This window comes from Winogradskyella immobilis (assembly GCF_021887715.1).
Classification (GTDB): domain Bacteria; phylum Bacteroidota; class Bacteroidia; order Flavobacteriales; family Flavobacteriaceae; genus Winogradskyella; species Winogradskyella immobilis.
In genome coordinates this window covers 19,408-33,504 of the sequence record NZ_JAIQXX010000014.1, presented here as the reverse complement: position 1 = coordinate 33,504, position 14,097 = coordinate 19,408, and the positions used below count along the sequence as shown (strand labels likewise).

Sequence of the window (14,097 nt, the reverse complement as noted above, 5' to 3'; positions counted from 1 at the left end):
ATATCATTAATTATAAAATCGAAAGTGTTCATTTTCACTATTAAATAATAAAAATTATTAAATTATGTGTAATGATTTTTTGCTTCTATTAGATATTTTTTAAAACCCCATATAATTTGTAAATTTGTAAGACTAAAAATTATAAATAACCTTATTAAACCTTATATTCTATGGCATTCGATATTAACATGATTAGAAACGTTTACTCACAAATGGCAGAGCGAATAGATACAGCTCGAAATGTTGTTGGTAAACCATTAACGCTATCTGAGAAAATTTTATACAATCATTTATGGGATGGTAAAGCGACTTCGGCTTTTAAACGAGGTAAAGACTATGTTGATTTTGCACCCGATCGTGTAGCGTGTCAAGATGCGACTGCTCAAATGGCACTTTTACAGTTTATGCAAGCTGGTAAAAATAAAGTAGCTGTACCTACAACGGTACATTGTGATCATTTAATACAAGCTAAAGAAGGAGCAGCTACAGATTTAAAAAATGCAAATGATGTTAGTAGTGAAGTTTTTAACTTTTTAGAATCGGTATCTAATAAATATGGGATTGGTTTTTGGAAACCAGGAGCTGGTATTATACATCAAGTGGTTTTAGAAAATTATGCATTTCCTGGAGGAATGATGATTGGTACAGATTCTCATACAGTAAATGCAGGTGGATTAGGAATGGTAGCTATTGGTGTTGGTGGAGCAGATGCAGTAGATGTTATGGCTGGTATGCCTTGGGAGCTTAAATTTCCTAAATTAATTGGTGTAAAGTTAACAGGAAAACTTTCTGGTTGGACAGCGCCAAAAGATGTTATTTTAAAAGTAGCAGATATATTAACAGTTAAAGGTGGTACTGGAGCTATTGTAGAATATTTTGGACCAGGTGCAACAGCAATGTCATGTACAGGTAAAGGTACTATTTGTAATATGGGCGCTGAGATTGGTGCAACAACATCAACATTTGGTTATGACGAGTCTATGGAACGTTATTTACGTGCCACTGAAAGAGCAGATGTTGCAGATGCAGCCAATGAGGTAAAGAGCTACTTAACAGCTGATCCAGAAGTATATGCAAATCCTGAAAATTATTTCGATCAAGTTATTGAGATTAACCTTTCAGAATTAAATCCTCTATTAAACGGACCATTTACACCAGATTTATCAACACCTGTTGGTACTGATATGACAGAGAAAGCAGCATCTAATGAGTGGCCATTGCAAGTAGAATGGGGACTTATAGGGTCTTGTACAAATTCATCATACGAAGATTTATCAAGAGCTTCATCTATAGCACAACAAGCCATAGATAAAGGAATAAAAATGAAAGCAGATTTAGGTATTAATCCAGGTTCAGAACAAGTAAGATATACTGCTGAAAGAGATGGTATTCTTGGTATATTTGAAAACTTAGATGCTAAAATTTTCACAAATGCTTGTGGGCCATGTATTGGGCAATGGGCTAGATATAGTGACCCTAAAAATGCACCTAAAAATAGTATAGTACATTCTTTTAATAGAAACTTTGCTAAACGTGCAGATGGAAATCCTAATACACATGCTTTTGTAGCATCACCAGAGATTACAGCAGCTATTGCTATATCTGGACGTTTAGATTTTAACCCAATGACAGATAGTCTTATTAATGAAAATGGGGAAGAAGTAAGATTTGACGAGCCTACAGGATGGGAATTACCGCCTAAAGGTTTTGATGTAAAAGATAATGGGTATTTAGAACCTGTTGAAGATGGAAGTGGAGTAGAAGTTACAGTAAGCCCTACATCGGAGCGATTAGAATTATTAACACCTTTTAAACCTATTGGGAACACTATTACTGGAGCTAAATTATTAATAAAAGCTTTTGGTAAATGTACTACAGATCATATATCAATGGCGGGACCATGGTTACGTTTTAGAGGACATTTAGATAATATTTCTAATAACTGTTTAATTGGAGCTGTTAATGCTTTTGGCAAGAAAACAAATTTTGTTAAAAATCAATTAACTGGTGAGTTTGGAGGAGTTCCAGATACGGCTAGAGCATATAAAGCTGCTGAAGTGCCAAGTATTGTTATTGGCGATCATAATTACGGTGAAGGTTCTTCTAGAGAACATGCGGCAATGGAGCCTCGTCATTTAGGAGTTGTGGCAGTAATTGTAAAATCTTTTGCACGTATACACGAAACCAATTTAAAGAAACAGGGAATGTTAGGGTTAACATTTGCTAATGAAAATGATTATGACTTAATACAAGAAAATGATACATTTAATTTTAAAGATTTAGATCAGTTTGCACCAGGAAAACAATTAACATTAGAAATTGTTCATGCTGATGGAAGTGTAGATACTATATTATTGAATCATACATATAACCAATCTCAAATTGAATGGTATAATGAAGGTTCTGCATTGAACTTAATTAAAAAAGAGAACGCAGCATAAATTGATGTATTCATATAATTTAAAAAGGCTTTGATAAAATCAAAGCCTTTTTTAATACTAGAATTTTTAAAGCATAAAAAAACCTTTCAAAAAATGAAAGGCTTTTAAATTATATTTAAATATAAAACTATAAAGCAGTAACGTGCTTAGTTAATTGCGATTTTAAATTCCCAGCCTTGTTAGAATGAATAACATTCTTTTTAGCTAATTTATCAATCATACTAATAACAGAAGGTAACATACCCTGAGCTTCTTTAGCATCTGTTAATTCACGTAATTTCTTAATCGCATTACGAGTTGTTTTGTGTTGATATCTATTTAACACTCTTTTTTTCTCGTTGCTTCTAATTCTTTTTAAGGCTGACTTATGATTTGCCATTTTTTTCTTTATATTAAAATTGTAGCCCGTAGGGGAATCGAACCCCTCTTACCAGGATGAAAACCTGGCGTCCTAGCCGATAGACGAACGGGCCATTTAGTACTATAAATTCTATATTTTAGAATCTATTATTATTTAAATGAACTAGCAACGTTTCCATTGCGGATGCAAAAATACAACTATTTTTAAATGTTGCAACACTAAAACAATTTTTTTTAAAAATTAATAAGCTTTAGCAAAAAGCACGCGTTGTCTTGAAGGTTTTCCAGTATAGATGCATAATCCATCTTCAATAGGACTGTTATGCGGAATACACCTAATTGTAGCTTTTGTAAGTTCCTTTATTTTATTTTCAGTTTCAGCAGTACCATCCCAATGCGCAGATATAAAACCTGTTTTTGTTTCTAATACGGTTTTAAACTCATCAAAAGTATCTACTTTAGTAGTATGTTCTTCTCTAAAATCATAAGCCTTCTGGAATAACTCTTTCTGTATAGTTTCTAATAATTGAGGAATATGATTTTCAATTCCTTCAATATCTACAACTTCTTTTGTGAGATTATCACGTCTTGCTAATTCAATAGTGCCATTTTCAATGTCTTTAGGTCCAATTGCAATTCGTAATGGAACACCTTGTAGTTCATGCTGTGCAAATTTTGCACCAGGGCGTTGAGTATCTCTATCGTCAAATTTAACACTTACTCCATTATCTTCTAGTTTTTGTTTTAAAGTGTTTACAACATTTCTAATTATATTATGTTGTTCTTCTGTTTTGTATATAGGTACAATAACAACTTGATTTGGTGCTAAGTTAGGAGGCAATACTAAACCTTTGTCATCACTATGTGTCATAATAAGAGCTCCCATTAAACGTGTAGAAACACCCCAAGATGTCGCCCATACGTAATCTTGCTTCCCTTCGTTATTAGTAAATTTTACATCAAAAGCCTTAGCGAAATTTTGACCTAAAAAATGAGATGTTCCTGCTTGCAATGCTTTTCCATCCTGCATAAGAGCTTCTATACAGTGTGTGTCTAATGCACCAGCAAAACGTTCACTTTCAGTTTTAACTCCTTTAATTACAGGTATTGCCATAAAATTTTCAACAAAAGTTGCATATACTGTATTCATTTGCTCAGTTTCAGTAATGGCTTCAGCCATAGTGGCATGAGCAGTATGTCCTTCTTGCCATAAAAACTCGGCGGTTCTTAAAAATAAACGTGTACGCATTTCCCAACGCACCACATTAGCCCATTGATTAATAAGTATTGGCAAATCTCTGTAACTTTGTATCCAACCTTTGTATGTATTCCATATAATGGCTTCACTAGTAGGTCTTACAACAAGTTCTTCCTCTAATTTAGCTTCTGGATCTACACGTAATTTCCCTGGATTATCGGGGTCGTTTTGTAACCTATAGTGTGTAACTACTGCACATTCTTTTGCAAAACCTTCTGCGTTTTTCTCTTCGGCTTCAAATAAACTTTTAGGAACAAAAAGAGGGAAATAAGCATTTTGATGTCCAGTAGCTTTAAACATTTTATCCAATTCTGCTTGCATTTTCTCCCAAATAGCAAAGCCATATGGTTTTATAACCATACAACCTCTAACAGCAGAATTTTCTGCTAAATCAGCCTTTACTACCAGTTCGTTATACCATTTAGAATAATCTTCTGACCTTTTTGTTAAATTTTTACTCATTGGTGTTATTTTGGCACAAATATTGTGACTATGTTAAAAAATAAAATAGTCTGGCAAAACTAACTATTTTTGTATTGTTCAACAATTAAATCAAAAGAGATATGCGATTTACTACCCTACACACTAATAAAACATCAATTTTTGGAGTTTTAACATTATTTTTAATGCTCGCATCATGTGGGTCATATCAATATATTGGTTATGATAATGATGGTATATATGCTTCTGATGAAGTTACAGTAGATGTAGAACGTGCATCTAATGCTAGAGTAGGTAATCAATATTACGAAAATTATTTTGCCGATGTAGCAAGAGAGGCAGAGGAGGTTATTGAAGACTCAGAAATTTTTACAGATATAGATAGTTATACAGGTGTTGAAGTTGACTCTACAGTAGTAGTAGAAGATTTTTCAGTTAATAATGGTGGTTGGGGACAAGTTAATGAAGAAGTTATAGTATATGTTCATAATAATGGTATTTATAATACAGGGTTTTATAACGGATTTGGATACGGGCTAGGCTTTGGTTTTGGATTCTATGATCCTTTCTATTATAATGGAGGTTTTGGATTTGGTTTTAACCGTTTTGGTTTTGGAGGTTTTGGTTTCAATCGTTTTGGTTTCAATCGTTTTGGTTTTGGAGGTTTTGGATTTAATCGCTATGGGTTTGGAGGTTTTGCTGGATTTGGATATAATAGATTTGGGCAATTAGTATATAATCCAAGATTTGGTAATAGTCGTTTCGGATATAATAATGGGATAGCTTTTAATAACAGAGGAAGAGGTGTTTTCGGAAGAAATAATTCTATAAATAATAGAAGATTAGGTAGTTTGTCTGAAAGAAGATCAGTAGCGGGACGTAGTAATTCTATTTCTGAATCACGTAGATCAAGAACAACCGAGGGTAGAACTTTAACTACTACTGAAGGTAGAAGAACAAGATCTACATTATCTTCAGATGGAACTAGAACTCGTATTACTAGAAGTGGTAATGGTACAGGTATTGTTAGGTCTAATGGAACAAGAACTCGTATTACCAGAAACAGTAATGGTAACGGAACAATTAGATCTAATGGTAGTAGAGTAAGAATTAATACTAATAATGGAGGATCTAGGACAAGTACGAGAACACGCCCTAGTGTATCAAGTAATAATAGATCATCATCATCGAGAAGTAATACAGTTAGTAGAAGCTCTAATAGAAGTAGAAGTTCAAGTACAAGATCATCAAGATCATCAAGACCATCTAGTTCTAGATCATCAGGAGTTAGTCGATCTTCTTCAAGATCATCTAGCTCATCAAGATCATCAGGTGTTAGCCGATCTTCTTCAAGATCTAGCTCTGGTTCATCTAGTCGTTCATCATCATCATCTAGAGGAGGAAGAGGATAAGAAAATAGAATAGATTTTCCAAAACAAATAAGCAACCACATTAAAATCATCAATTAAAAACATTTATAAATAATATGAAGAAAGTAATTTTACTATTCATAGCTGTCTTACTTATGTCTAATGTTAACGGACAAGACATTACTGACGCAGTTCGTTATTCTATAGATGAAATAGAAGGTACAGCACGATTTAAAGCTATGGGTGGTGCTTTTGGAGCATTAGGTGGAGATTTATCAGCAATAAATATTAACCCGGCAGGTTCTTCAATTTTCACTAACAGTCATGCTTCAATTTCTTTAGGAGTTTTTGGGAAAGACAATACAGTCAGTTTTTTTAATACTACAAATTCGTCTACTGATACTAATGCAGATCTTAATCAAGGAGGAGCAGTATTTGTTTTTCAGAATGCAAATCCTAATTCTAAATGGAAAAAGTTTTCTCTTGGTATAGCATATGACCGTACTGGGAATTTTGATGATGATTGGGTGGCAAGTGGTATAAACCCGACAAATACAATAGGACAATATTTTGAAGAATTTGCTAATGGTCAACGATTAGATGAAATCTCTGCACTAGATGGAGAAACGATTGGTCAAGCTTATTCAGAAATAGGGTCTATTTTTGGATTTGGAAATCAACAAGCATTTTTAGGGTTTGAATCATTCATTCTAGACCCTGTAAATAATAGCGATGATAATACTGAGTATATAAATAATATAACAGGAGGTAATTATAATCAACGTTACTTTTTATCTAGTACAGGATTTAATGGAAAACTTGGATTTAATGTTTCTGGCCAATATGGTGAGAAGATCCACTTAGGACTGAATGTAAATACACATTTCTTAAATTATGAACGTTCTACATTATTGATTGAGAACAATTCAAATATTGGTTCTTTAATTAGTAGAGTCGGTTTTGAAAATAATTTGCGCGCAACTGGGAGTGGAGTTTCTTTTCAATTAGGTACAATTATTAAAGTTACTAATGAATTGAGATTAGGATTAGCTTATAATTCCCCAACATGGTTTCGTATTTCTGAAGAAACCTCTCAGTCAGTCGAAACTACACGTCGTTTAGATCCATTAGGACCTAATCCATTTACGGTTATAGACCCTAATGTAATTAATATTTTTCCTGAATATAGATTGCAAACACCAGGCAAACTTACTGGGAGTTTAGCTTATGTTTTTGGGAGTAGAGGGCTTTTAAGTTTTGATTATTCTCGAAAAGATTTCGGTGAAGCTAAGTTTAGACCACAATCAGACCCGTTTTTTCAATTTCAAAATGACCAGATAGAAAATGTATTAGATGTTTCTAATACTTATAGATTAGGTGGCGAGTATAGGTACAAACAAATGAGTTTTAGAGGTGGTTATAGAATGGAAGAAAGTCCTTATAAAGATGATAGTTTTTTTGGAGATCTTACAGGTTATTCTTTAGGCTTTGGATACAAATTTGGTAACACCTCATTAGATTTAGCATTTAGTCAATCAGAAAGGGAAGTTAATACATTATTATTTTCTAATTCTTCAGCTTTTACTGATGCGGCTGAAATAGATACTACATTTACTGATGTAGTATTAACACTAGCATTTAGTTTATAAAATAGCAAATATAGAATAAGGAGCTCTTAATAATTTATTAAGAGCTTTTCTTGTAAGGAAATTCATCAGTTTACGACTAGACAGCAATATTTGCTGTAGATATGAGTTCTATATGGGTTTTTGAAGATGTTAATTTATTTGGGTTATTATGCCCTCATAAATATAAGGCATATACACAAGTGCATGACTTTGATGCCTATAAAAAGCAGGATTATATTTACTTTGAAAAAGACGCAGCTAATAAAGTTTATCTTATAGAAAAAGGTAAGGTTAAAATTGGGTATTATAATGAAGATGGTAAAGAAGTTGTAAAAGCCATTTTAAAACGTGGGGAACTCTTTGGGGAAAAAGCTATTCTTGGAGATAATATAAGAGATGAATTTGCTCAATCTTTAGATAATAACACTTCAATATGTCCAGTAGATGTTAAGACTGTACATGGTTTAATGCGAAATAATCAAACACTTAGCTTTAAAATTTACAAGTTTATTGGATATAAGATAAAAAAACTAGAAAGAAGACTTCAGTTATTATTATTTAAAGATGCAAAGACACGCTTATTAGACTTCTTAGATGAATTATGTGCCGATTACGGCTATAATTGCGACGTTACAGGTGATGATATTATTTTACATCCATATACACAAAAAGATATTGCTTCACTTATAGGTATTTCTCGCCCTACATTAAATACATTACTTAATGATTTAAAAGAGAAAAAAATTATAGATTTTAATAGAAAAGAGATTAGAATATATAAAGGCATCGTATAATTATAACTAATTGATTTTTTATGATAATCATATATTGTTAAAAGCATACAAATAACTTAGTTTATGTTTGGTTAATAGTATAGTTTTGACTTAGAGATTATGTTTATTATTTATTATGAAGAAGGCTAATAAAACAAGAAGAAACAATATTATATTTTTATTGATTATTATGTTGTTAATTTTGCCGCAGACAAGGCAACCAATACAAGTAATGTTGCATAAAGGACTGTCTTATATTAATTCTGCTAGTAGTATTGATGTTTCAAAGAGAGAGTCGTTAGAAAACTATAATTGGAAATTGTTAGATGAATCAGGATCGATTTATGACCTTAATGATGCTAAAGGAAAAGTAATTGTAATTAATTTTTGGGCAACATGGTGTCCGCCATGTATAGCAGAAATGCCAAGTTTAGAGAAACTTTATGTTAAATATAAAGAAGATGTTGTGTTTCTATTTGTAACAAATGAAGATAAAGAATTAACAACAAAATTCAAAGAAAACAAAAATTACACATTTCCTTCTTATCAACCCGTTACTGATGGTTTATTTGAAGTAAAGTCTATACCTAGAACTTTTGTCATAGATAAAAAAGGTAAAATAGCTATTGATAAGTCAGGAGCTCTAGATTGGTTTAGTACATCTATACAAGAAGAAATAAAGACACTACTTAAATCGTAGAAAACTATTTAAAATATTTAAAAGGAACAATTAGCATTCCAAAATTTTCTCCTTTATGCTTTCCTAAATGTTTATGATGTATTTTATGAGCTCTGCGTACTCCTCGAGCATATTTATTATCAATATTACGTAACCATTTAAAACGCTGATGAATAAAAATATCGTGTACTATAAAATAAGCAGCGCCATAAACTAAAATACCTAGACCTATTGGTAAACAGTACCAAACGTTGTAAAAACTCCAGATATACCAACAACTCATACTAATAAGTGCATAAAATAAAAAGAAAGCATCGTTACGCTCAAACCAACTTTTATGATCTTTTTGGTGATGGTCTTTATGGAGATTCCATAAAAACCCGTGCATAATATATTTATGCGTAAACCATGCATTAAATTCCATCATTAAAAAAGTACCAATAAAAATGAGTATCCAAAAAAATGTATGCATATTTAAATGTATATATTATAATAAGTTAAGTTGGTATTTAACATAGCTTCTGGTTAAAAGCTCTACTTTTTTATAATCAGGAACTCTAATACGAGCAGATTTTATTTCTAGTGCAGGAGTCTTTTTTAATTTTTCTAGTAGCTTGTTATAGTATCTATACGCCATAAATACACCAAACTTAGCTTCTAGCGGTAATTGTTTTATGCCTACTAATCCTTTTTTAAAATCGTTTTCTATATCGTTTATAATAGCTTTTTTAGAAGTTTCATCTAATTGACTTAAATCGGTATTAGGGAAATATGTTCTGTTTAAATCTTCAAAATCGGCTTTTAAATCTCTTAGAAAATTAACCTTTTGAAAAGCTGAACCTAAACACATTGCAGATTCTTTTAAAGCATTATATTTTTCTTCATCACCTTTTACAAAAACTTTCAGGCACATTAAACCAACAACATCGGCAGAACCATAAATATATTCTTTGTATTCTAAATCAGTTAAATAATTTTGTTTATGTAAATCTTGGTGCATACTTTTCATAAAAGCATCTACCATATGTTTATCTAAACCATATTTATGATACGTTTCTTGAAAAGCATTTAAAATAGGATTTAAACTAATTTTTAAATCTAAAGCTTTCTCTAAATCTTTAGAGAAGTCATTAAATAACTGTTCTTTATTATAATCATGAAATGTATCAACAATTTCATCTGCAAAGCGAACAAAACCATAGATATTGTATATATCTTGTCTTATACTTTTAGAAAGCATTTTTGTTGCCATAGAGAACGACGTACTATAAGACGTGGTAACTATTTTACTACATTGATGAGAGACGTTATCGAAGAGTGATTTCATAATAGGGTTTAATTTGAATGATGTTTGTGTATTAAATCAGCTACAAGTTTTCCTGAAATTATTGCTGGTGGCACACCAGGTCCAGGAACGGTTAATTGTCCAGTAAAATAAAGATGATTAACTTTTTTACTTTTCAATTTAGGTCTTAAAAATGCAGTTTGTAATAGCGTATTAGCCATCCCGTATGCATTTCCTTTATATGAATTGTATTCTTTTTTAAAATCTTTCACACAAAAAGATTCTTTAAAGATAATATTATTTTTTACAGTTTGTAAGGTTTTCTTTTCAAAACGGTCAATAATTATATCGAAATATTGTTGTCTTAAGGCTTCTGTATCTTCCAAACCAGGAGCTATAGGAATAAGGAAAAATCCAGTTTCACAATTAGCAGGAGCCATAGTTTTATCTGTCACAGAAGGGAAATTGACATAAAATAAAGGATTGTCAGGCCATTTTGGGTTATCGTATATGTCTTGTGCATGTATTTCAAAATCTGTGTCAAAAAATAAATTATGATGTTCTACGTTTTTTAATTTTTTGTCAAAACCTACATAGAATAATAAGGACGATGGCGCAAATGTTTTTTTAGACCAATAAGATTCTGAATATTGTCTGTATTGATCATCTAGTAATGTTTCAGAATGGTGGTAATCAGCACCACTAAGTATATAATCTGATTCTATAATTTTACCATTTATGGTAATACTTTCAGCTTTGCCATGAGTTACGTTTATTTTATCTACTGTAGCATTGGTATGTATTTTAACACCTAAACTTTTTGCTAATGAAGACATTCCATTAATAACTTTATACATTCCACCTCTTGGGTGCCATGTACCCAAACCAAAATCAGCAAAATTCATAAAACTATAAAACGAAGGAGTATTACTAGGCTTAGCGCCTAAGAATAGCACAGGAAACTCTAAAGTTGAAATCAACTTTGGGTTTTTAAAGTTTCTACGCACTTCTGTACTTATGGTTTTGAAGAATTGATCAACTCTTGTAATGGTATCTTTAGTAACCAATTCTATAGGAGAAATACCAGGTTTTAGTACAATTTTATTTATAGCAATATTGTAATTATCTTGAGCTTTAGTTATAAATTTTCTAAGTGGTTTAGAGCTTCCTGCTTCAATACGCTCAAATTCTTGACAGATTTTATCCATGTGATCTCCAATAGTAATCACATCGTCAGAAAAGAAAATCTTATATGCAGGACTTAATTTATCTAACATATAAAAATCGCTAGTAGTTTTATTAAAATCTGAAAAAAACTTTTCAAAAATATCAGGCATCCAATACCAACTAGGACCAATATCAAAAGTAAATCCATCTTTCTTTAATTGTCTTGCTCTACCACCAATGCTTTCATTTTTTTCATAAATAGAGACATCGTAGCCTTTTTTTGCTAAATAACAAGCTGCAGATAATGATGAAAAACCAGAGCCAATAATAGAAATTTTAGTCATTTTTAAATTAAAGTATTGAGACTACTGATTTTATAGATTTAAATGTTTTGATGTTTTTAGGTAATTTCTCTATATCTATATGGTTTAGCATTTGACCAAGAATCCAGAATTCAGAATTAGAGTTTTGGAGAATAGTTTCACTAAAATTTTTAATATACTTATCTAAATCTTCTTTATAAGGTTTAACAGTAAAATAAGATAAGAAGACAATGTCATCATAATAATTAAGAACGTCTTTAAGGCTTTCTTGAGGGACACTTTGCCCTAAGAAAATACTATGATAACCTTTAGAAACAATTTCGTAATTTAAAAACATTAAACCCAATTCATGTATTTCATTACTAGGTAAATAGAGAATAAATGTTCTTTTAGATTTGTTAATTTTATTAGACTGAATATTTTCAATATTAACTAATATTTTTTGACGTATCAGTGTTGTCAAAAAATGTTCGTGAGCAGGTGTTATTGTATCCGTTTGCCACAAGAGTCCTATTTCTGTTAAAAGTGGAATGAAAATATCGTAGAAAATTGATGTAAATGATTTTTCTTTTAATAAAGACTCGTATGTATTATAAAACAAAATCTGATCGAAATTAAGCATCGATAATTTAAAAGAGTTGATAGCATGCCCTTCTACATTGTTTTGTGATGCTATCTCTCTAACTAAAACAGGTATTTGATGATTGTCTAATGTTGCTATTTTAGAAATCTTATAACCATTGCTATTTAAATAAGTAACATTTAATAGTTTCTGAAAACTAGCTAAATCGTAATACCTTATGTTTGTATCTGTACGTTTAGGTTGTAATAAATTATAGCGCTTTTCCCAAATCCTTATAGTATGTGCTTTAATACCAGTGAGATTTTCAAGGTCTTTAATGCTAAACTTATTTTTAATATTGTTCATTTATTAATAGAAATGTTTAAACAAAAATAAGTTTTTCAATCCAGAATATATGAGATTTAACAAAAAATAAATAAAATGTATATGATATAGTGCGCACGAGAAGATTCGAACTTCCACATCCTAAACGGATACTGGCCCCTCAAGCCAGCGCGTCTACCAATTCCGCCACGTGCGCATTTTTAGATAAGTAAAGGTAAAAAAAAAGTTAAGCAATATGCTTAACTTTTAGTGACCAGTCTGGGGCTCGAACCCAGGACCCTCTCCTTAAAAGGGAGATGCTCTACCAACTGAGCTAACTGGTCAAAAATGTTTTTCTCTAACGAGGCTGCAAATATAAAATGATTAATTAATAAAACAACACTTTTTTATTGATTTTTTCGTTTTTTTGTATTCAAATTATGTAGGTGTTTAACAATCAATTTATAAGTGTAAATGATTATTGTTTTAATAGGATATATGGGGTCAGGAAAATCAAGTATTGGTCAAAAATTGGCTAAAGTTTTATCCTATGATTTTATAGACTTAGACAGCTATATAGAAAGTAAAGAGGATTTATCTATTTCGGATATATTTTTTAATAAAGGAGAAATTTATTTTAGAAAAAAAGAAGGCCAATATTTAAATGAAGTATTAAAAGATTCAAAGCATACTGTTTTAGCATTAGGAGGTGGTACACCATGTTATGGATATAACATGAAAAACATTTTAGAAAAAGATAATGTTACTTCTATATATCTTAAAACTTCTATACCAGAATTAGGGAGGAGATTGATGAAAGAAAAGTCTAAAAGACCACTAATTAGCCATTTAGAAACAGAGGAGGAGCTAGTAGAGTTTATAGGTAAGCATATTTTTGAAAGAACAAGTTTTTACACACAAAGTAATAAAACGATTTCTACAGACAATCAGACAACTGATTTAATAGTAGAAAAGATAGTAATAGAATTAATTTAAGAAAGCCTCATAGGGCTTCTTGTCTAGTTTTACATTAACATGCTCACTTAAAGATGTAGATAGAGATATCCCTTTAAAATCAGCTTTTACTGGATATTTTTTATGGTTTCTATTTACTAAAACAGCAGTTTTAAACTGTTTAATAGGTACATCTAAAAAATGTTTTACACCATACATTAAGGTACTGCCAGAATTTAAAACATCGTCTACTAAAACAATAGATTTATTTTTATAATCGTCGGAATTAATAGACGTAACTATTGAATTTAAAGGTTTTTTCTTGTCAATATTTACTTTGCATAAAACAATTTTAATATCTGATATAGTAATTAAACAAGTTTTTAATTTTTTGGCTAAAAGGTAACCATTGCTTTCTATACCAGCTAGAACAAGTTCTTTTTCATTAACATTACTTTCGTATACTTGATAAGCTATGCGCTTAATTTTGTGTTCTATTTCTTGATGGTTTAGAATAATATTTTTCATTAAA

General features: G+C 30.9%; 13 protein-coding genes and 3 tRNA genes. 6 read left to right on the top strand and 10 right to left on the bottom strand.

The genetic code is table 11. The annotated features are described in order from the left end of the window. Positions 1–170 precede the first annotated feature (170 nt). Positions 171–2,441 carry an aconitate hydratase gene (locus K8Z87_RS10555; RefSeq protein WP_227477524.1) on the top strand — a complete coding sequence of 757 codons (2,271 nt, stop codon included), beginning with the start codon at positions 171–173 and terminating at the stop codon, positions 2,439–2,441. Between the two features lie 127 nt (positions 2,442–2,568). Here the strand turns inward: K8Z87_RS10555 and rpsT are convergent, their stop codons facing one another. The 3 genes from rpsT to proS all read right to left on the bottom strand — a co-directional run bounded on the left by rpsT (position 2,569) and on the right by proS (position 4,521). Continuing rightward, positions 2,569–2,820 (bottom strand): 30S ribosomal protein S20, encoded by a 252-nt coding sequence (rpsT, locus tag K8Z87_RS10550; protein ID WP_227477523.1) that lies wholly within the window; start codon positions 2,818–2,820, stop codon positions 2,569–2,571. A gap of 22 nt (positions 2,821–2,842) precedes the next feature. Next, positions 2,843–2,914, bottom strand: a tRNA-Glu gene (locus K8Z87_RS10545). Between the two features lie 128 nt (positions 2,915–3,042). Next, a complete protein-coding gene (gene proS / locus K8Z87_RS10540; RefSeq protein ID WP_227477522.1) occupies positions 3,043–4,521 on the bottom strand; it encodes a proline--tRNA ligase in 1,479 nt (492 codons plus the stop codon). A gap of 101 nt (positions 4,522–4,622) precedes the next feature. Here proS and K8Z87_RS10535 point away from each other — a divergent pair, with 101 nt between their 5' ends. The 4 genes from K8Z87_RS10535 to K8Z87_RS10520 all read left to right on the top strand — a co-directional run bounded on the left by K8Z87_RS10535 (position 4,623) and on the right by K8Z87_RS10520 (position 8,971). Then, positions 4,623–5,912, top strand: coding sequence for a hypothetical protein (locus K8Z87_RS10535; RefSeq protein ID WP_227477521.1), 1,290 nt, complete (start codon positions 4,623–4,625; stop codon positions 5,910–5,912). Positions 5,913–5,986: 74 nt separating this feature from the next. Next, positions 5,987–7,519, top strand: coding sequence for an OmpP1/FadL family transporter (locus K8Z87_RS10530; RefSeq protein WP_227477520.1), 1,533 nt, complete (start codon positions 5,987–5,989; stop codon positions 7,517–7,519). 101 nt (positions 7,520–7,620) lie between these two features. Next, entirely contained in the window at positions 7,621–8,292 is a 672-nt protein-coding gene (locus K8Z87_RS10525) for a Crp/Fnr family transcriptional regulator (RefSeq protein WP_227477519.1), read from the top strand. 211 nt (positions 8,293–8,503) lie between these two features. Next, entirely contained in the window at positions 8,504–8,971 is a 468-nt protein-coding gene (locus K8Z87_RS10520; protein WP_227477518.1) for a TlpA family protein disulfide reductase, read from the top strand. A 4-nt stretch (positions 8,972–8,975) separates the two neighbouring features. Here the strand turns inward: K8Z87_RS10520 and K8Z87_RS10515 are convergent, their stop codons facing one another. From K8Z87_RS10515 to K8Z87_RS10490, 6 genes are all read right to left on the bottom strand, one after another. Beyond that, the gene (locus tag K8Z87_RS10515; protein WP_227477517.1) at positions 8,976–9,422 is read right to left on the bottom strand and encodes a sterol desaturase family protein; all 447 of its coding nucleotides are present in this window, start codon (positions 9,420–9,422) and stop codon (positions 8,976–8,978) included. A 15-nt stretch (positions 9,423–9,437) separates the two neighbouring features. Continuing rightward, on the bottom strand, positions 9,438–10,277 hold the full coding sequence (locus K8Z87_RS10510) for a phytoene/squalene synthase family protein (protein WP_227477516.1): 840 nt from the start codon (positions 10,275–10,277) through the stop codon (positions 9,438–9,440). Between the two features lie 8 nt (positions 10,278–10,285). Continuing rightward, on the bottom strand, positions 10,286–11,746 hold the full coding sequence (locus tag K8Z87_RS10505; protein ID WP_227477515.1) for a phytoene desaturase family protein: 1,461 nt from the start codon (positions 11,744–11,746) through the stop codon (positions 10,286–10,288). A 7-nt stretch (positions 11,747–11,753) separates the two neighbouring features. Beyond that, on the bottom strand, positions 11,754–12,653 hold the full coding sequence (locus K8Z87_RS10500; protein WP_227477514.1) for a MerR family transcriptional regulator: 900 nt from the start codon (positions 12,651–12,653) through the stop codon (positions 11,754–11,756). A gap of 90 nt (positions 12,654–12,743) precedes the next feature. Further along, positions 12,744–12,828 (bottom strand) — tRNA-Leu (locus tag K8Z87_RS10495). A 54-nt stretch (positions 12,829–12,882) separates the two neighbouring features. Next, positions 12,883–12,955, bottom strand: a tRNA-Lys gene (locus tag K8Z87_RS10490). Positions 12,956–13,085: 130 nt separating this feature from the next. Between K8Z87_RS10490 and K8Z87_RS10485 the strand changes: the two genes are divergently transcribed. After that, the gene (locus K8Z87_RS10485; protein ID WP_227477513.1) at positions 13,086–13,607 is read left to right on the top strand and encodes a shikimate kinase; all 522 of its coding nucleotides are present in this window, start codon (positions 13,086–13,088) and stop codon (positions 13,605–13,607) included. Here the strand turns inward: K8Z87_RS10485 and K8Z87_RS10480 are convergent. Then, positions 13,599–14,093 (bottom strand): phosphoribosyltransferase family protein, encoded by a 495-nt coding sequence (locus K8Z87_RS10480; RefSeq protein WP_227477512.1) that lies wholly within the window; start codon positions 14,091–14,093, stop codon positions 13,599–13,601. The genes K8Z87_RS10485 and K8Z87_RS10480 overlap by 9 nt on opposite strands. Between the last annotated feature and the right edge of the window lie 4 nt (positions 14,094–14,097).